This is a genomic window from Asaia bogorensis (assembly GCF_900465345.1).
Lineage (GTDB): Bacteria > Pseudomonadota > Alphaproteobacteria > Acetobacterales > Acetobacteraceae > Asaia > Asaia bogorensis_A.
On sequence record NZ_UEGO01000035.1, the window covers coordinates 41,104 to 57,868 of the forward strand.

17 protein-coding genes are annotated in these 16,765 nt (G+C 60.5%); 4 read left to right on the forward strand and 13 right to left on the reverse strand.

The window, feature by feature from the left end; genetic code table 11:
• The first annotated feature begins 118 nt into the window (after nucleotides 1–118).
• On the forward strand, nucleotides 119–1,537 hold the full coding sequence (locus tag ED655_RS13545) for a lipopolysaccharide biosynthesis protein (RefSeq protein WP_122050616.1): 1,419 nt from the start codon (nucleotides 119–121) through the stop codon (nucleotides 1,535–1,537).
• Nucleotides 1,538–1,578: 41 nt separating this feature from the next.
• On the opposite strand, the gene ED655_RS13550 is transcribed toward ED655_RS13545, so the two are convergent.
• From ED655_RS13550 to ED655_RS13580, 7 genes are all read right to left on the reverse strand, one after another.
• Nucleotides 1,579–2,979: an NADH-quinone oxidoreductase subunit D-related protein gene (locus ED655_RS13550; RefSeq protein WP_122050617.1), complete on the reverse strand. Its 1,401-nt coding sequence runs from the start codon at nucleotides 2,977–2,979 to the stop codon at nucleotides 1,579–1,581.
• Entirely contained in the window at nucleotides 2,976–4,133 is a 1,158-nt protein-coding gene (locus ED655_RS13555) for a hypothetical protein (RefSeq protein WP_162993534.1), read from the reverse strand. The genes ED655_RS13550 and ED655_RS13555 overlap by 4 nt, the downstream gene beginning before the upstream one ends.
• A complete protein-coding gene (locus tag ED655_RS13560; RefSeq protein ID WP_122050619.1) occupies nucleotides 4,126–4,680 on the reverse strand; it encodes a hypothetical protein in 555 nt (184 codons plus the stop codon). The genes ED655_RS13555 and ED655_RS13560 overlap by 8 nt, the downstream gene beginning before the upstream one ends.
• Complete coding sequence (locus tag ED655_RS13565) at nucleotides 4,677–5,585, reverse strand: hypothetical protein (RefSeq protein WP_122050620.1); 909 nt, start codon at nucleotides 5,583–5,585, stop codon at nucleotides 4,677–4,679. Before ED655_RS13565 ends, ED655_RS13560 begins: the two co-directional genes overlap by 4 nt.
• Nucleotides 5,582–7,165: a hypothetical protein gene (locus ED655_RS13570; protein WP_122050621.1), complete on the reverse strand. Its 1,584-nt coding sequence runs from the start codon at nucleotides 7,163–7,165 to the stop codon at nucleotides 5,582–5,584. The genes ED655_RS13565 and ED655_RS13570 overlap by 4 nt, the downstream gene beginning before the upstream one ends.
• Before the next feature lie 290 nt (nucleotides 7,166–7,455).
• Nucleotides 7,456–7,731 carry a hypothetical protein gene (locus ED655_RS13575; RefSeq protein WP_122050622.1) on the reverse strand — a complete coding sequence of 92 codons (276 nt, stop codon included), beginning with the start codon at nucleotides 7,729–7,731 and terminating at the stop codon, nucleotides 7,456–7,458.
• Between the two features lie 118 nt (nucleotides 7,732–7,849).
• Nucleotides 7,850–8,695 (reverse strand): aldo/keto reductase, encoded by an 846-nt coding sequence (locus tag ED655_RS13580; RefSeq protein WP_122050623.1) that lies wholly within the window; start codon nucleotides 8,693–8,695, stop codon nucleotides 7,850–7,852.
• 184 nt (nucleotides 8,696–8,879) lie between these two features.
• Here ED655_RS13580 and ED655_RS13585 point away from each other — a divergent pair, with 184 nt between their 5' ends.
• On the forward strand, nucleotides 8,880–9,902 hold the full coding sequence (locus ED655_RS13585; protein ID WP_122050624.1) for a cupin domain-containing protein: 1,023 nt from the start codon (nucleotides 8,880–8,882) through the stop codon (nucleotides 9,900–9,902).
• Nucleotides 9,903–10,224: 322 nt separating this feature from the next.
• Complete coding sequence (locus ED655_RS13590; RefSeq protein ID WP_122050625.1) at nucleotides 10,225–11,613, forward strand: L-serine ammonia-lyase; 1,389 nt, start codon at nucleotides 10,225–10,227, stop codon at nucleotides 11,611–11,613.
• A gap of 81 nt (nucleotides 11,614–11,694) precedes the next feature.
• On the opposite strand, the gene ED655_RS13595 is transcribed toward ED655_RS13590, so the two are convergent.
• The 3 genes from ED655_RS13595 to ED655_RS13605 form a co-directional block, all read right to left on the reverse strand.
• Nucleotides 11,695–12,474, reverse strand: coding sequence for an acetoin reductase (locus ED655_RS13595; protein ID WP_122050626.1), 780 nt, complete (start codon nucleotides 12,472–12,474; stop codon nucleotides 11,695–11,697).
• 153 nt (nucleotides 12,475–12,627) lie between these two features.
• Nucleotides 12,628–13,074: a DNA polymerase III subunit chi gene (locus ED655_RS13600; RefSeq protein WP_122050627.1), complete on the reverse strand. Its 447-nt coding sequence runs from the start codon at nucleotides 13,072–13,074 to the stop codon at nucleotides 12,628–12,630.
• Nucleotides 13,071–14,570: a leucyl aminopeptidase gene (locus ED655_RS13605; RefSeq protein WP_122050628.1), complete on the reverse strand. Its 1,500-nt coding sequence runs from the start codon at nucleotides 14,568–14,570 to the stop codon at nucleotides 13,071–13,073. Before ED655_RS13605 ends, ED655_RS13600 begins: the two co-directional genes overlap by 4 nt.
• 198 nt (nucleotides 14,571–14,768) lie before the next feature.
• Here ED655_RS13605 and ED655_RS13610 point away from each other — a divergent pair, with 198 nt between their 5' ends.
• Entirely contained in the window at nucleotides 14,769–15,554 is a 786-nt protein-coding gene (locus tag ED655_RS13610) for a sulfite exporter TauE/SafE family protein (protein ID WP_122050629.1), read from the forward strand.
• A 10-nt stretch (nucleotides 15,555–15,564) separates the two neighbouring features.
• Here ED655_RS13610 and ED655_RS13615 read toward each other — a convergent pair whose 3' ends face one another.
• The 3 genes from ED655_RS13615 to moaC are packed head-to-tail and all read right to left on the reverse strand — an operon-like array spanning nucleotide 15,565 to nucleotide 16,764.
• Nucleotides 15,565–15,999, reverse strand: a complete 435-nt coding sequence (locus ED655_RS13615; RefSeq protein ID WP_205836050.1) for a molybdenum cofactor biosynthesis protein MoaE — start codon at nucleotides 15,997–15,999, stop codon at nucleotides 15,565–15,567.
• 2 nt (nucleotides 16,000–16,001) lie between these two features.
• The gene (locus ED655_RS13620) at nucleotides 16,002–16,271 is read right to left on the reverse strand and encodes a MoaD/ThiS family protein (RefSeq protein WP_122050631.1); all 270 of its coding nucleotides are present in this window, start codon (nucleotides 16,269–16,271) and stop codon (nucleotides 16,002–16,004) included.
• Nucleotides 16,264–16,764 (reverse strand): cyclic pyranopterin monophosphate synthase MoaC, encoded by a 501-nt coding sequence (gene moaC, locus ED655_RS13625; protein ID WP_122050632.1) that lies wholly within the window; start codon nucleotides 16,762–16,764, stop codon nucleotides 16,264–16,266. The genes ED655_RS13620 and moaC overlap by 8 nt, the downstream gene beginning before the upstream one ends.
• Between the last annotated feature and the right edge of the window lies 1 nt (nucleotide 16,765).

Below are 16,765 nucleotides of genomic sequence, written 5' to 3' on the forward strand. Positions count from 1 at the left end.
CTCATCAGATGGTTTCTCACGCATTTCGCGCAAGGCAGTCAGGGATTGATAAGCGAAACCCGCAAGTTTTTTCGACCCCTCCCTTCCCATTTCATGGCCGGACGTTCAAAACCCCTGCATGTCGACCCACCCCTCTGCCGCCAGACGGATCTTCCATAATGTCAGCTTCCTGACATTGGGGCGCATTGCGACGGCCATATGCAGTTTTGCCTATATCGCTTTTGCCGTGCGGGCACTGGGGCTGGCGTCGTTCGGCCTGCTGATCCTGATCCATTCTCTGGGCATCATGGCCTCGACCTTCTCGCGCATGCAGTCATGGCAGACGCTCATCCGCTATGGAAATGACCCTTACGCCAGACGCGACCTGGTTCTTCTGCGCCAGATCATCGGGTTCTGTATCAGGCTCGATCTGATTTCCGCGGTGGTGGCGGTCTGTATCGGGGTGATCAGCGTCACGTTTTACGCGCATGTGGCGCGATGGTCGCACTGGGTGACGTTCCTGGCCTATGGCTACGCGCTGATCTGTCCGTTCATGTATACTGGGTGGAGCAATGGCGTTCTGCGCCTGACGGAGCGTTTCCATCTCGTGCCGGTTAGCGATACCTGTACGGCCATTTTCCGGACGGCGGGCACGGCTGTCGGCTATGGGCTTCATCTTGATCTCGGCTTTTTCGTTCTGGTCTGGGCCGGGGCCGTGCTGATGGATTATGGCCTGTTCCTGTATTTTGCGCTTTCGACCCTGCGTCGGAAAATCGGCCTGCGTCTGCGCTGGCGTGATGTGCTCGGGCAATGGCGCTGGCAATTGCCGGGTATGTGGGCCTTCACCCGCTCGACAAGCATCAATCAGACCCTCGGGGCAGTGTCCGGCCATATCAGCACGCTGGTCGTGGGGTCGTTACTCGGCTCTGCCGAGGCCGCTGTATTCAGGATCTGCCGTCAGATTGCCGACGGGATCGTCACACCGGCGCAGATGCTTTCGCCTGTGCTTTATCCCGAGCTGGTCAAGATGCGTGACCGGCAGGATTGGAGCGGTCTCAAGCGCCTGACATGGAAGATATTCGGCATCCTCTGCGCTGTATCTATCGCGCTCCTTCTGGTGGCGGCATTCTTCGGTGGGCGAATTTTCTCGCTGATGCTGCATATTCATCTGCATGGCACCACCTATTACATCTCGATCATGCTCGTTTCTGCCGTGCTTACCCTTCTGGTCGTGCCGCTCGAACCCTTGCTGACGGTCATGGGTCAGATCGGCTTTCTCATGGCCAATCGTACCTGGATCACACTGGCCTATTTTCCCGTGCTTTATGGTCTCACGCGCCATTTTTCGCTGGCTGGTGCCTGCTATGCGACCGCTCTCAGCAGCTTTGTGATGTTCGTGACGCGTCTGTGGCGCGCCGTGGCGAGCTCCCTGCGTCCACCGGCCGATCCGCTCAAGCCAGCGTCACCCGCGATCAAGCCTATCAAAGAGACCACGCCCGAAAACGCCCCAGGTCATGCCGGGGGCGAGACGCAAAGCAGGGTTGTTATCGAGGCTTGAGGCTTATTGCTGCTGGGCCGGAGTAAGCTTCTGATCGGATATTACTGCTCGGCTCCGGCAGGATCGAAGCCCAGCGACGCCAGAACGAGCCTGTCCTCCCAGACATCATGCATCAGCGCGGGGAGAGAACCCAGCGTGGCAAGGGCAGGATCACGCAGCATGATCCCGGCAAGGCGTGACTCCTTGAGGCGCACCCAGCACCAGATATCGCCATGAGGGCCCTCGACAGCGCCAATACCCTCCCCGGACCCGGATGTGTCCGCTGCCGGTGAGGGCAAAGGCACGCCGAAATCAGCGGCGATGCGGTCAATGCGTCTGAGCGAGTCACGTATCTCATCAAGGCGCAGGCATTGTCTGGCCCAGCCATCGCCACCAAGGCGCGAGCCTGCCCGGCCGGGAACGTGGCGCATGTCATCTTCGAGCTGGCGCAGGTCGAATGAACGTCCCGAAGCCCGACCGACCAGCCCACCGAGGCACAGGGCCTGGGCACGGGCTGGGGGTATCGTTCCAAGTCCCTCCAGCGTCTCCGCCATCTGGAAATGCAACCCCTCGATGACAGGCAGGCGCGGCATCAGGGCATCATGGATGGCATGAGCAAGGCCGCAGATATCAACCCCTGCTGAAATGCCTTGTGGCGTGATCATGTCGGTCAGGCGGCGGCTGGTCCCGTGATGGGCGCATAGCCCTGCACAGAGATCCTCAGCAAGACTGGCATGAGTGGCCAGAAGGGCAAAGCCCGTCAGCTGTGCCATCTGGGCGATATCGCGGCAATGAACCATGATACGCTCGATCTCCAGGAGGATCGTGCGGGCATCACGTATCCCGTCATCGGGAACGATGCCCAGGGCGTTCTCGATGGCACGTGAATAGGCCAGAGGGGCGGCAACAAAAGCCGCTGCGTTGCTGCGCCCGATCAAACCCAGTGCCGCTTCTGGTTTCTGTCCCTTGAAGTGATGCATCAGGCCGATATGTGCGGCACCCGGCATGACCTTGCCACGTCCCCAGATGAAGGGAGCCATATCGGCATGCAAACTCTGCGCGAATGCCAGTGAGGGCGGAGTGTGATCCGGTGAGATGGAAGCAGGGACGGATCGTGCGGATAAAGGGGCAATGCTTGCCCAGCCGCCCCGGTCCAGCGCGGGCTCGTTGTCGATTGCTCCAAGGGGAAGGCAACCCCAAAGATCCTGCGCGATGCGTTCGGGCCAGGAGGCGCAAGGCAGAGCCGCCGACAGGGCGAAATAACGCCCGTCGATCAGCTCCGTACTGACCACAAGCGGTGTCTCTTGGTCGAGGAAGAGTGCATAGGCACGCAGGTCATCGCACCAATGGGCGATGAACCAGCCGGGTGCCGCTGCAATCATCTCACGCCACTGCGTCTCATCAAGGCTGTAATGATTGGGTGTCAGGCGCTCGCCGGCCCTGATGAGGGCGATCATGCTCATGGGGCACTCCAGGAAAGAGCCCAGACCCGACTGGACTGGTGTACGAGGCCAAGTGCGAATGGTGTAGCCAGACCGAGGCCGAGCAGAGCAAGGACAAGCGTCCGGTCGCGCCAGTTTGCCGGCAGGCGCCACTCGAATGAGGCCCGACTGGCTGTCAGTCCCAGAGCTGCAAGGACAAGCAGGGCCGATATGACCCCAACGGCATCAAGACCCGCCACAATCATGCATCCTGCTGCAAAACCCGGCCACGGAGGAAGGCTGCTCGTGATCCAGCGTCGCATGGATTCCGGGATATCCGGCTCGGCAGCAAGAGCCATTCCCGAACTGAGGAGCAGCAGCGAGGGGATCGGCCCTATGGGCAAGGCTGTGGCGACCGTAGCAAGGGCCACCAGTGGTCTTGAGCCGCCCTGACGTGACAGAACGCAAAGCCATAGCCCCGTCAGACCAGCCAGCAGTAGCACCACATGTGTAACCTCACGGCTGGGCAGACGAAGCATGAGCGACACAGCGCTCAGGCATAAAAGCATGTCGGGCAGGGCCGCGACACGTTCGGGCCGCAATGTGCGTGTGTCGTGCCTTTCATCCGGCATGAGGCTTCGTGAAGGGAGGGTCGTACCGAGCCCTGCCAGAAGGCACAGACCGACTGCCAGAAAAAGGTCACCCAGACGCGATATGGCGAGGTCAGGGCTCATGGTTGTCAGGCTGGTTCCCAGCAGCGCGAGGATCAGCCCTGCGAGACGCATGCGCATCGAGTCCCAGGCCTGGCGCGCGCGTGTGGTTGCTAGGGTTTCCCGATAGGCCAGGATGAGTGCCGCGCAGGCTGTCAGGCATACCACGGTCAGAACGTCATGGGCGCAAAGGGCCAGGGTGATGATGCTGCCTGAGATGAAATCGAGACACAGGGTCAGGCGTGTCTGACCCTTGCCCAGCGCCAGAGCGGGCGCGGTGCCCGCCAGCAGACATCCCCAGCGTGTCAGCAGATCCTGCCCCGGAAGGAGCGCGGTCAGGCAAACCGTGAGTGCCAGTCCGATGAGAGCGAAATGCCGGGCCGAGCGCATGGCCTGCGCTCGCGGCAGCAAAGCCAGGAGACACGCCGCCAGAAGCGGCCATGCTGGCACCAAGAAGCGGGCAAGCTGATGAAGGGTCTCAGCCATGACCTGCCCCATCCATACGATGCCATGCGAGGCGCGGCATAAGCCAGCTGCCCAATGAGAGGAGCCCGATCCAGACAAGCGTTGTACCAAGCACCAGCGGCCAGCTATGCCTGTAGCCGCCCAATAGAAGCAGGCCATTGAGCGTGCAGAGCAGGGCGACCAGTTGCAAGAGAGGTGCGGCCAGGGAGGCTCCGCATAATCCGGCCAGGACTATACCGATGCAGATCAGTACCGGTATGCCGGGCGTCGCCACCAGCGCCGTCAAAAGTACGAGAATGATTGCCGCGCAGACAGCAAGACCCGCAGCCTGCTGGGCTGCGCGTCGCTCTCGTGGTTCACCCGAGCGCAAGGCGGCATGACGACGCAACGTGATGAGTCCGACCCCGTTGAGCACTGGTAGCAAGGCAAGAGCTGCAAGAGCGGGGGCACCATGCCCGATGCCCGAAACGCATGCCGCAGCGCAGGTGCCATGAAATGGCAGAATACGCGCATCCCGGCCAATAGCCGCCAGCGCGATGAGTAGGGTCAGACCCAGGAGAACAATCACGCTGCAAGTCTCCCGGCGACAACCAGCAAGATGGCTGCGCCACTCAATACGAGAGCCAGCCTTGCCGACGGCAAGGGACGTATCATGCGCCAGGCTGTGGCAAGAATTACCAGAAGCCCCAGTTTGACCGGGGCGGCCAGACACCAGAGCAGGGCCAGTTGACCAGGAGGCGTTGTCGCTGTGGCGATCGAGTCCGGCCAGATCAGGTCAGCGACCAGCAGATACCAGCACATTGCTGAAAGATCGTGCTGGTACCGCAGCAGACTGCGATGGCGTCCTTCGGCGCCGGATATCAGCATTTCATGCCAAGACTGTGACAAAAGCCGGCGGTTGAGAATCAGCAGCAAGGCTCCGGCGATGAACACCAGGCCACCCATCAGGGCAGGAGCTGGCTGAAGGAGACGCTGTTGCAACAACCCGGTGATCGTTGCCGAACCCGGTAGCCCGACGGTGATCAGAGTGCCTGTCAGGGTAAGAAGGGAGACCAGAAAAAGCAGATCATGTCCCAGGGCACCAACCGAGCTGGTCAGTCGAAGCTGTATCATGCGCGTCGGCGCGTGGGTCAGGGCCTGCGCCCAGACTGTTGCGCTCGAGATGATCAGCAACAGCCCGCAGGCCAGAGGCTCCGAGAGAAAGTGAAAGGGTATCTGGGTGGAGGCAAAAGGAAGGCTCAGCCCTGCGAGCAGTGTGGCACACAGCCCCATCCAGGATAGTGATGAGATCGGCGTATTCTGTCGCCATCCGCCGCGCAGTTGTCGCCATCTCCAGCCGGGCCAAGGGCCATGACGCCCCGCCATGATGCGTTCTACAATGCATTGCAGATCGGTCAGGAATGGCGCGAGCAGGGCCAGACTCAGAATCTGGCCCAGCAGGACGCATAGCTGCAGGGCGACTGGAACGATCATGCCGTCCACCCCATCCACGATAATGCAACGGCGATAAGCAACAGCCAGAGCACCAGGGCGTGGCGCGTGATGAACAGGTCGGGTCGAAGTGGCAGCAGACCCGCAGACCCGGGTGTGGTGCCACCGGCTCTGCTCTGGCGTAGCAGGACATGGCGGGTCAGGGTGATGCGCCGACGTATCGAGGCAAGCAGTCGTCGCGTGCTCCATGGAAGGCGGACCCGAAGCGCGGAAGATGGCCAGTCAGGTATGGGTGCCGATAGCGAGGGGAGGTGGGTGATGAAGGCCGGCGCAATGAGAGCCGGTATGAGAAAGACCAGCGCCGGATACCAGAAGGCGCCATCACCTCCGGCAACTGACCATACCGGCCAACTACGCCAGAAATCCTGGGGAACGCCGGCGACGATCAGTATGGCAGCGTGCAGGAAGCCGATAAGCAACCCCGGGCATACGGACAGGCACAGTCCGAGAGTGAGTGAGGGAATTCCCCGAACCCCGAAAGAGACTGCAGCCTCGGCATTGTTGCCTGGCGCAGGATTGTTCCTGCCGGGGGATCCTGCGAGGTCTGATCGACATATCCGGGAAACGGTCTGCCATGAGGCGAGCCATGCCCTGACCATGACGACACCGAGTGTCAGGCTGAGGATCATGCCGCCGGCCGTCCATGCAGGCGAGAGGCCGGTCAATCCATTGATCGCATGCAAACCGAGCCAGAAGGGCAGAAAGCCCGCCAGAGGTGGCAGCGGAGCTTGCAGAAAACAAGCCCTGCCTTTCAGCCCTTGCAGGGCGAGGGCAAGGATGAAGGCTTCACTCCCTGCAAGTGCACAATCAGCGAGGCCACCAGCGCGGGCGCTCAGCGCAATTCCCAGCAGGAAGAGAGGCCAGAAGGATAATGCTCGGGAGAGAGGAAGAAAGAGGGATAGGCTTCCCCCGATCAGGACAAGGCTGACAGGCCAGAACATGCCACCTTGTGCGAGCAGGGCTGGGACGAGCAGAGAATAGGCGAGAACAGGTGTTGCGGCGAAAGCAGGCAGGAGAGCCAACGCGGCGAACGGAACAAGCGGGCTCGATGATACGGTCTCCAGCGGCTGCACGATGGCGGCCGCGCCGGAAGTCACCGAGGAAAGGATGCCCCCTTTTACAGGCTGTGCGAACAGGGCTGTGGCGGCGAGACAGCAGGCGGCGGGGGCCAGAAGGCCTGTCTGCCATGCGCCGGACCACCATTTTCCAGCAGGTTCTCCGCGCTGTCCGCTGGGAAGGACAATATGGGCATGAGGATCGCTGCGGTTTGCCGCTGTCCGGTGACGGAAGGGCAGGCGCCCCTGGTTCTCAATCAGGCATGGCATGAAGCAGATCAGGGCGAGGGCCTGATTGTGACAGAGGAGACCTATCGCGCCGCAGGCGTCACCAAATGGGCCACATGCACGTTCGGGCGAGATCTGCTCCAGGCTCCACAGAACAATCCAGCAGGCGGCGAGAGGATTGAGCGCCAACGGCCCTAGCCGGGTGTCGTACGCGCCGATGGCAGCCCAACATCCCAGGGCGATCTGGAGCGCAAGCAGAGCCGTGCGCAAGATTGCCATGCGGGTATCATGAACATTCTGTATCGTCAGCCTCAGGACGATACATGCAGACAGCAGGACAAGGATGGTGGATGCGAGCAGGGGGGATCCTGACAGGAAGGGGCGTTGAGGGCCTTCTTCTTAAACCAGTTTGATGCCTCGCCCAATCGTCTGATCACGTGATTCCCGGCGTCTGAGGTATCAGCTCTCGCGTCTCAGAGAAGTAAACCGACAGAGCCGTATTCCTGCCCCAACACGTATCGTACCTTGGACCCGGAATGGAAAGCGCCTCCCCGGTGGCGCTGACTGGATCAGATATACATCGACTCCCCCGCACGCCTGTGAGCGAGATCGAGCAATTCATTGTCCGAATTGCCAAAAGCCTCGGGATCATAGATGACGGATTCGAGTTCAGGCTCGATCTGGGTCGAAAGCAGACGGCACCCGACCAGCTTGCCAAGATGTTCTGTGAAGCTGCGAAGCTGGATGCTGGGGATATGCGATACCCAGATCCGGCGATCTCTCTGAAACTGCTCGACCAGGTCGGGATGTACAGCCATGAATTTGTCGAATTCTTCATGTGTCATCTGGATCTGCTTTCCAATACAGCGGTGATGGTAGTTTATTTCATAAATATATCATCTGTGCATCGAATACAAAACAAAGTGTTAAATCGTATTGTTCAGGGCCTGATGATGACAGTCGTCATATCATCTCAAGGGGCATTTTATGCTTTGGCGAAGGAAAATAATCGTTCAGCCGCGTCATGTCCTCTTCACGCAGGGTGATTGAAAGGGCAGCGATATTTTCCTGCATATGCCGGCGTGTGCCCGCCTTGGGAATCGAGAGGATTCCGGGCTTTCGCAAGGTCCACGCCAGCGCGATCTGTGCAGGTGTTGCAGGACCGGACCGGGTCTCGTGCTCTCTGGCAATTTCTGCGAGAACAGGCGCATTCAGGAGTTCGCCTCCCTGTCCCAGCGGGGAATAGGCCATGGTTACAACCCTGCCCGCGCTATTATGCTCGATCAGGTCGAAATCGACGCCGCGTGCATCAAGATTATAGAGAATCTGATTGGCGGCGCATCCTGACGAGGTGTCTTCGAGCTCATGCATATCCTCTGTATCGAAGTTCGAGACACCCCAATGCCTGATAAGGCCCCGGCTGACGAGCGTCTCAAAGGCCTCGACAGTTTCCGCGAGGGGAACGCCACCCCGCCAATGCAGGAGATAAAGGTCGAGGAAACCCGTTCCCAGTCTTTTGAGGGATGCCTCACAGCTTCTGATTGTCCCCTCACGGGTGGCATTTGAAGGCAGAACCTTGCTGACAAGGAAGACGTCGGATCGCCGGTCGGCGATGGCTTCTCCAACAAGATGTTCGGAGCGTCCGCTCCCATACATCTCGGCGGTGTCAATCACCCGAAGACCCTGGTCGAGACCGCTGTGCAGGCTCGCAATTTCCTCGGCTCTATGCGCCGTCGAGTCGCCAATATTCCAGCTTCCCATTCCTAGCGCGGGGACCACGTCACCACTGTCAAAGCGGACAGTTTGCATTGGAAACTCCTGTTTATCCTGCGATTCCAAGCGCCACAGCGTCATCAGCGTTCATCTGCCTTGGGTAAAGAATAATCACGAATTCGTGATTTCATGCGGCCTTTTTCTACTTTGGCGTTAGTCTGACGGGGAGACACGCACCGCCCCACGCAAAATCCCTGCGTTCCTGGAGAGGAGGCCGGTCATGGCGTCTTTCGACCGTACCGTTTTTCAGCGCTTTCTTGGCGTTGCCCCGATGGGCGGTGCGGGATTGTTCGCCGTTCGACGTGCAGCAAGCGATGCCACGCCGGCTCTCAGGACGAAGACACGCCGTTTGACGCACTGTCCGGTCGTGCAGCAGGAGGAAGGGTGGTCCTGGTCCGAGCGGATTGCGCCTTTCGGTATACAGGGCGTCCGCATCAGTCATCATTCCCTGGGTGACGCGACGGATGGCGCAGCAACTGCCTGCCCTGCGAAAGGCTGGGGCATGGTCATAGCCGGGTGCGCCACGCTCAATATGAGACACCACGCAAAGGCGGCGATTCATAGTGAAACGCTGGCTGAGGGTGATGTATGGAGCGTTCCTGCCGCGGCCAATGCCTGGTTTCACTGCATTGGCTCAGAGCAGGCCAGTATCGTCGCCTTTACGGGAGGGCGCGAGACGGAGAGGGATGCTGGCACCTGGCCGGATTCCTGTCTCGACGCGAAGATGATCAGCCCCGGATTGCATCATTGCCTTCTGAAACAGGAAGCGCAGCGAACCTGCTGGGGAAGTCTCAGGGTTGTCGAGGCTGACGCATTCAGCGACCCTGACGCGCTCTCGGCGGCACTGGTCGAGATCGAGCCAGGCTGCCGCACCGACCTGCACTGGCATCTCAATACATCCGTATGGCAGATATGCCTGGATGGAGCAGGTCAGCTTACCCGGTTTCCCAAAGGGGGTGGCCAGCATAGCACAGCCCTTCGACCGGGCATGATGGCCCATATTCCGCGTGGCGAGGGGCATCTCATCAGTAATGAAGACGGTCGCGCGATAAGAATGCTCGAAATATTTCCGTCAGACCACTATCACGACCTGTCGCTCCTGCAATGGCTTGAAGCAAGTTCAGTGGAGGATATTGCAGCCCATCTGGGCGTCGATATAGAGGTTGTCGCCGATCTCGCGCGTTGTGGGAGGCAGCCACTTGGTCAGGCTCATGTTTTTCCCGTGCCGCATGGTTCGCATTGACACAACATGGCTCGCGGCATGTGATATCGGCGGACAGTCTCGCGCCATACATTGCATGGTCGAAACAGCCTGCGCGTTGCTGCCACGAAAAGGACTGGGATCTGGGATCGCATGCATGATGCGGCTGTCTTTTTTGGACCGAACCCCAGGCGCTATGGTTGACGCGGCGAAACCATCTATGGTGGACCAGTGACCTGTTTCTTGCACCCCGCGATATGGGGCCTGATTGAAATAGTGTCTGAACCTGTCACGCGGCAGATTTTCGAGCTACCGGACTGCCGAACCGCCATAGACCTCACGATGAGCGAGCCCTGAGACATTAATGATCAGCCTTTTTGACCTTTTCAAGATAGGTATCGGTCCCTCATCCTCTCACACGGTTGGTCCCATGCGCGCAGCGCAGCGCTTTGCTATCGGGCTGGCAGAAACTGGTCATATGGGCTCTCTGTCCAGGATCGTGCGACTACGCGTCACACTTTATGGCTCTCTCGCCTGGACGGCCAAGGGTCATGCAACTGACAAGGCTGTCATTCTGGGTCTGTGTGGTGAACTGCCCCAGACGATCGACCCCGATCAGGCAGATGGAATCGTGGAGCGCGTCATTCGAACGAAGCATGTCGGATGGGGTGACTGGTTCATCCCGTTCGATCCCGATCATGATCTTGTCCTTGATCGGGAGACCGTGCCACCGGTCCATCCGAATACCCTGCAATTCGAGGCGCTCTCGGCAGAAGGCATCGTGCTGGAATCTGCCCGTTTCTGCTCGGTTGGTGGGGGATTTATTGTCTCTGAAAGTGTGACGGAGGCCGCAGGCTACTCTCAGCCTGATGTGCCTTATCCCTTTACCAGCGGCGCGGAATTGCTGGAACAGGCACGCATCCATGGGCTGAGTATCGCGGAGCTTGTCATGGCCAATGAATGTGCCCTGCGGCCACGCTCGGAAGTCGAGCAGTATCTCGACGAGATCATCGCTGTCATGATGGCCTGTATCGAGCGCGGTATCGTGCAAAAGGGTATCCTGCCCGGCAGGCTCAGGGTACGGCGTCGCGCCCCCGCCCTTCATGAAAAACTCTGCGCCCATGAACGTGGTAATATGCGGTCGGCCCATGCCATCATGGACTGGATCAGCCTGTTTGCCATCGCGGTGAATGAGGAAAACGCGGCAGGTGGGCGTGTCGTGACGGCCCCGACAAATGGTGCAGCTGGCATCATACCCTCGGTCCTGCGTTATTACCGTGACTATTGCGCGCCGCTGGCGTCGGCAGACACGATCCCGGCGATGCGGGAATTCTTGCTGACCGCCTCGGCTATTGGTGGACTGTTCAAACTCAATGCCTCGATTTCCGGCGCAGAGGTCGGTTGTCAGGGAGAAGTGGGCGTTGCGTCATCCATGGCAGCAGCGGGATTGACAGCCGCTCTGGGAGGGACCCCCGAGCAGATCGAGGATGCTGCCGAGATCGGGATGGAACATCATCTGGGCATGACATGCGATCCGGTCGCCGGTCTGGTTCAGATACCCTGTATCGAGCGTAATGCCTTTGGTGCGGTCAAGGCGGTGAATGCAGCTTCACTCGCCCTGAATGGTGACGGAGCCCATCTTGTGTCGCTGGATCAGGTCATTCGCACGATGGCGGAAACCGGTCGCGACATGAACCAGCGTTACAAGGAAACGTCGCTTGGCGGCCTTGCGGTGAATCTGCCGGAGTGTTGATCCGGCCTCGCCTGACCAACGTGGCGCCCCAAGACTCTGAACCGTCAGCCAGATGTGTGACCGGGCTGACGGCCGGGATGATCAGCGATAGACGATGCCGCCATCTGTCAGGATCGACTGACCTGTGATGTAGTCTGAATCGTCACCTGACAGGAAGGAGACGAGGGCCGCCACATCGTCCGGCGTCTGGGCACGGCCCAGCGCGATGCCTTCAACGAACTTCTCGTAGGTGCGGCCCTTCTCTGCGCCGGTCAGTTCGGAGAACCGTTCGTCGATTTCGACCCACATATCGGTGCCGACAATGCCGGGGCAGTAGGCATTTACCGTGATGCCGGCGCTGGCATATTCCTTGGCGGCGGCCTGTGTGAGGCCGCGTACGGCAAATTTGGTGGCGGAATACACACCCAGCATCGCAAAACCGTCATGCCCGGCAATGGACGAGGCATTGATGATCTTGCCCTTTTGGCCTCGTGCCTTGAACTTGGCCGCGGCAGCCTGGATACCCCAGAGAACGCCCTGGATGTTGATACGCAGAATACGCTCGACTTCCTCAGGCGCTACATCGGCAATCGGGTTCACCTGCGCGATACCCGCATTGTTGATCATGATGTCAAGACCGCCCAGTTCCGCTTCCGCGTGATCAATGGCGGCATAGACGGCATCGCGCTGGCTTACATCGGCCGCCGAAGCACTGGCCTTGCGTCCCAGCGCCTGGACCTCACGACGAACCTGTGCAAGCCGATCCGTATTGAGATCCACCAGAGCGATATCGGCGCCATCGCGCGCCAGCCTGAGCGCAATACCGCGACCAATGCCCTGAGCGGCGCCGGTAACGAGGGCGACTTTTCCATTGAGTGACATGGCTGTTCCCCTTCTTATGCGGGCGGGCAACAGCCGGAAAGGCATGTCACATGGCCCTTTATCAGGAGCATGAACGGCCAATTGGGGGAGAGGATCGAGAGGTTAACTCTCTTGTGACAAGCGAAACGTTTCGTGTCTGGTCGGGTCGCGGGCCTATCCCGCTTTCTGCCAGCCGCGCTCCTGCTGCTGCCAGTAGGCCAGATTATGACCGGCCTTTTTGACAAGGCTCCAGCGTGCCCGAGCCCTCGCAACAGCCTCCGGATCATTGCCGTCGAACAGGGTGAAGATACGCTCGAACGTTTCCAGCCCGTCCTCGACACCGCCATCGAGCAGGAAGAGGAAGCGCGCGCCGTTGGGGACATCGTCTCCCCTGGTCAGCCAGATGGGCTGACGCGGCCCAAACCCCATGCGCTGGCTGCCATGAGGCAGCCAGAGGGGTGATTTCGCCTTCCAGAGAGCCTCGTCCAGTGCCTTTACCTGTGCCGCGTCGCTACACCGGATGACGGCACGCTGCCCCGCTTCGAGCGTGCGGCCCAATAGCGGCGGCAAGGCGTCTTCCAGCGTCGTGCGCGTCAGATGATAGAAGCCGATATCGCTCATGAGGCCTTGTTGTCTGCCTCTTCATGATGACGCACGAGCGCGTCCAGCAGACGCACGCCAAACCCGGTTGCGCCCTTGGGGCATTGCGGTGCCGCGTCGCTGCGCCACGCCACGCCTGCGATATCGAGATGCGCCCAGGGTGTGTCACCCACGAAACGCGCCAGGAATTGCGCGGCCGTGATCGAACTGCCAGGGCGGCCCGTGATATTCTTCATATCGGCGATGTCCGAGCGCAATTGCCGGTCATAGGCCTTGCCCATCGGCATGCGCCAGACGGCCTCACCCGTGGTTTCACCAGCCTCGAAAACTGCGTTGGCCAGCGCGTCGTCATTGCTGAACAGCCCAGCACGCACATGGCCGAGGCTGACCACAATGGCACCGGTCAGCGTGGCCAGATCGACCATCAGACGCGGCGCAAAACGCGCCTTGGCGTAAGCCAGAACATCGGCGAGAACCAGACGCCCCTCCGCATCGGTATTGAGTACTTCGATGGTCTTGCCAGCATAGCTGCGCACGACATCGCCGGGGCGCTGGGCATTGCCCGAGAGCATGTTCTCGACCAGTCCCACCACGCCGATCACATGGACGTCTGCCTTGCGTCGTGCCACGGCTTCGAGCGCACCGACAACGGCGGCTGCGCCGCCCATATCGGTTTTCATTTCATCCATACCGGCAGCCGGCTTGATGGAGATGCCGCCTGAATCGAAAGTCACGCCCTTGCCGATGAAGGCAAGCGGTGCCTCGTCCGAACCCCGATAGCGCATGATGGCCACGCGGGCTTCCTGATCGCTACCCTGCGCCACGCCCAGCAAGGCGCCAAAGCCTAGTTCGCGCAACTCTGCGGCATTGAGAATTTCCACCTCGACCCCGAGATCGCGCAATGTCTCGATACGACGGGCAAATTCGGGCGGGTTCAGAATGTTGGGCGGCTCACTGACCAGATCACGGGCGCGGAACACGCCTGCCGCGACAGCCTTCAGGCTCTCCCAGGCTTCACGCACAGCGTCGATCTCGGCGACGCCCAGATGCAGGCGCTGAAGCTGCGGTGCGTTTTCCGCTTCGTCGGTATGATACAGGTCGAAGCTGTAGCGGCCCAGTGCGGCGCCATAGGCAGCATGGGCGGCGAATTCTGCGCAGCGTCCCGCAAAAGCAAGATCCGCATGGGTGGTGTCACGAACGGCACGTGCGGCCTGTCCGCCTGCGGCCTCCATCGTCGGAATATCAAGCTCGTCCTCGGGACCGCAGCCGATCAGGACGATTCGGGCCAGCGCCGCACAGGGGGCAAGCAGGACACAGCTCTGGTCGCGTTGCCCCTTGAAGCGCGAGATGGCAACAGCCCGGCGCAACGCCCCGCCCGTTGCGGCATCGAGATGCGAGAATGGGCCATCAGCCACATCGAACTCGGGGCCAGTCAGCAGGACGAGGGTCTGCTCCGATTCCGGGGCGCCCTTGCCCTGCAGGATTGGAAAAGGGGCCTGGATCTGGATATCGAGCATGATCTTTCCGGTCTGTAGCTGAGAAGGCCCTCACTATCGTCATCGCGACCGGATAAGGCAAGGCACAGCGCCGGCTTCTGGCTGTAAACAACGATACAAATTCGTTTATTAAATTCAAACCACTATCAACGTTGATTGTTGCCCGGAAATATGGCCTAGTCCCGTCTCTTCCATCGCTTCGTGCTTCAAGGCCCGTTCATGTCACTGCTTGTCGACCTCAATTATCTCTACGTGCTCTCCGGTCTCGGTGTGGGCTTTCTGGTTGGCATGACCGGTGTGGGCGGCGGCTCCCTCATGACACCGTTGCTGATTCTGCTGTTCAAGGTGCATCCCCAGGCTGCCGTGGGCACGGATCTGCTTTATGCAGCCATCACCAAATCGGTGGGCACCTTGGTGCATGGTCATCGCGGCGCGGTGGAATGGCGTGTCGTGTTCCGCATGCTGGCCGGCAGTCTGCCTGCAACGCTGGTCTCACTGCTGTTTCTGCACTGGTATGGCAGCCCGTCTCACGACACGACGCGTCTGGTCTCGACAGCTCTTGGCGTGGCCCTGCTCATTACGGCGCCCAGCGTGTTTTTTCGCAAGGAGCTGCAGGCCTGGTCCCATCGCCATGCGGGCGAGCTCTCCTCCGGCGCAGCGGCGGCGCTCACCGTGGTGCTTGGCGCCGTGCTTGGTGTGATGGTCACCCTGTCTTCTGTGGGCGCAGGGGCGATCGGCATGACTGTGCTGATCCTGCTCTACCCCTCGCTCAGCACGGCACGCCTCGTGGGGTCGGATATCGCCCATGCCGTACCGCTCACCCTGATTGCGGGCATGGGGCACTGGTATCTGGGGGCGGTCAAGATCCCGATGCTGGTCTCGCTGCTTTGCGGCTCGATCCCCGGCATCGTGCTCGGCAGCCTGTGCGTGGGGCAGGTCAATGAGCGCGTACAACGCTCCGTTCTGGCAGCGGTGCTCTTTATTGTCGGGTGGCGCCTCGTCTGAGGCACACCGATCACAGCTCGGGTGAGGGCTCGGTGTCGTGGCAGGCAATCCACTCGGAATGGCCATCGGCATAGCGCTCACGTTTCCAGATGGGCACACGTCGCTTGATCTCGTCGATCACATAGCGGCAGGCGACGAAGGCCGCATCACGATGGGCGGCTGAAACCCCGATCCATACCGCCATATCCCCGAGCCCGAGACTGCCGATACGATGAATGGCCGAGACGGCCACGATATCGAACCGGCTTTCCGCCTCCTGCAGGATGAGCGCCGCCTCCGCCTCTGCCAGGGGGCGATAGGCCTGATAATCGAGGCCAAGCACAGCTTGTCCCTCGCTATGATTGCGCACCCATCCCTCGAAACTGCAGTAACCGCCCGCCTCGTTGCGCCGCAAGGCGCGGGCGACGCTGTCTGGCTCGATCGGGGTTTCGGTCAGAAGGAACATGGTCAACCCCCCGAAACTGGTGGGATGAACACGATATGGTCGCCATTGGCGGGCCTGTGCTCCCATGGCGTGAAGGCGGCATTGACGGCCACGCGAAGCCGCATCCGGGGGAGGCTGAAGCCGTGCCGGGCAGAACATTCGTCGTAAAGCGCTGCAAGCGTGGCCGCTTCTGTGGTGACGGTTTCAGTCGGGCAGCCGGCCTCATCGCGCAGCTGCGCGAAATATTCCAGCGTCACGCAGGCCGGTCCGGTCAGGGTGGCGGCTTCAGACATGGCCGGACCCGTGGCCGGGTTCGTGGCTGAAATCACGCTTGCCACCGCTCTTTCCCATCAGGCGCACCTCGTGAATGACCATGTCATGGCTGAGCGCCTTGCACATATCGTAAAGCGTCAGGGCGGCGACCGTGGCACCCGTGAGTGCTTCCATCTCCACACCGGTCTTGCCTTCACATTTCACCCGGCAATCGATCACGGCATCATGACCCTCGATCGTGATGTCCACCTTGCAGCCCGTGAGCGAAAGCGGATGACAGAGTGGAATAAGCTGTGATGTCGCTTTCGTTCCCATGATACCGGCAAGCTGCGCCACGGTGAGTACCGCGCCCTTGCTGGTCATGTAACCGGCATCAGCCAGGGTATTGGCGACTTCCGGGGGAAAGCGCAGACGTGCCTGGGCATGGGCCTCGCGGCGGGTGACTGTCTTGTCACCGATCTCGACCATACGGGGCCGTTCGCCTTTTTCATCCACATGGGTCAGCGATGTCACA

Bases quoted from the DNA above. Each gene is read 5' to 3' on its own strand.
- ED655_RS13580 (WP_122050623.1), bottom strand. From the start codon at position 8,695: ATGCAAACTGTCCGCTTTGACAGTGGTGACGTGGTCCCCGCGCTAGGA.
- ED655_RS13565 (WP_122050620.1), bottom strand. From the start codon at position 5,585: ATGATCGTTCCAGTCGCCCTGCAGCTATGCGTCCTGCTGGGCCAGATT.
- ED655_RS13610 (WP_122050629.1), top strand. From the start codon at position 14,769: ATGTCACTGCTTGTCGACCTCAATTATCTCTACGTGCTCTCCGGTCTC.
- ED655_RS13590 (WP_122050625.1), top strand. From the start codon at position 10,225: ATGATCAGCCTTTTTGACCTTTTCAAGATAGGTATCGGTCCCTCATCC.
- ED655_RS13550 (WP_122050617.1), bottom strand. From the start codon at position 2,979: ATGAGCATGATCGCCCTCATCAGGGCCGGCGAGCGCCTGACACCCAAT.
- ED655_RS13585 (WP_122050624.1), top strand. From the start codon at position 8,880: ATGGCGTCTTTCGACCGTACCGTTTTTCAGCGCTTTCTTGGCGTTGCC.
- ED655_RS13555 (WP_162993534.1), bottom strand. From the start codon at position 4,133: ATGGCTGAGACCCTTCATCAGCTTGCCCGCTTCTTGGTGCCAGCATGG.
- ED655_RS13605 (WP_122050628.1), bottom strand. From the start codon at position 14,570: ATGCTCGATATCCAGATCCAGGCCCCTTTTCCAATCCTGCAGGGCAAG.
- ED655_RS13600 (WP_122050627.1), bottom strand. From the start codon at position 13,074: ATGAGCGATATCGGCTTCTATCATCTGACGCGCACGACGCTGGAAGAC.
- ED655_RS13545 (WP_122050616.1), top strand. From the start codon at position 119: ATGTCGACCCACCCCTCTGCCGCCAGACGGATCTTCCATAATGTCAGC.
- ED655_RS13615 (WP_205836050.1), bottom strand. From the start codon at position 15,999: ATGTTCCTTCTGACCGAAACCCCGATCGAGCCAGACAGCGTCGCCCGC.
- ED655_RS13595 (WP_122050626.1), bottom strand. From the start codon at position 12,474: ATGTCACTCAATGGAAAAGTCGCCCTCGTTACCGGCGCCGCTCAGGGC.
- ED655_RS13575 (WP_122050622.1), bottom strand. From the start codon at position 7,731: ATGACACATGAAGAATTCGACAAATTCATGGCTGTACATCCCGACCTG.
- ED655_RS13570 (WP_122050621.1), bottom strand. From the start codon at position 7,165: ATGGCAATCTTGCGCACGGCTCTGCTTGCGCTCCAGATCGCCCTGGGA.
- ED655_RS13620 (WP_122050631.1), bottom strand. From the start codon at position 16,271: ATGTCTGAAGCCGCCACCCTGACCGGACCGGCCTGCGTGACGCTGGAA.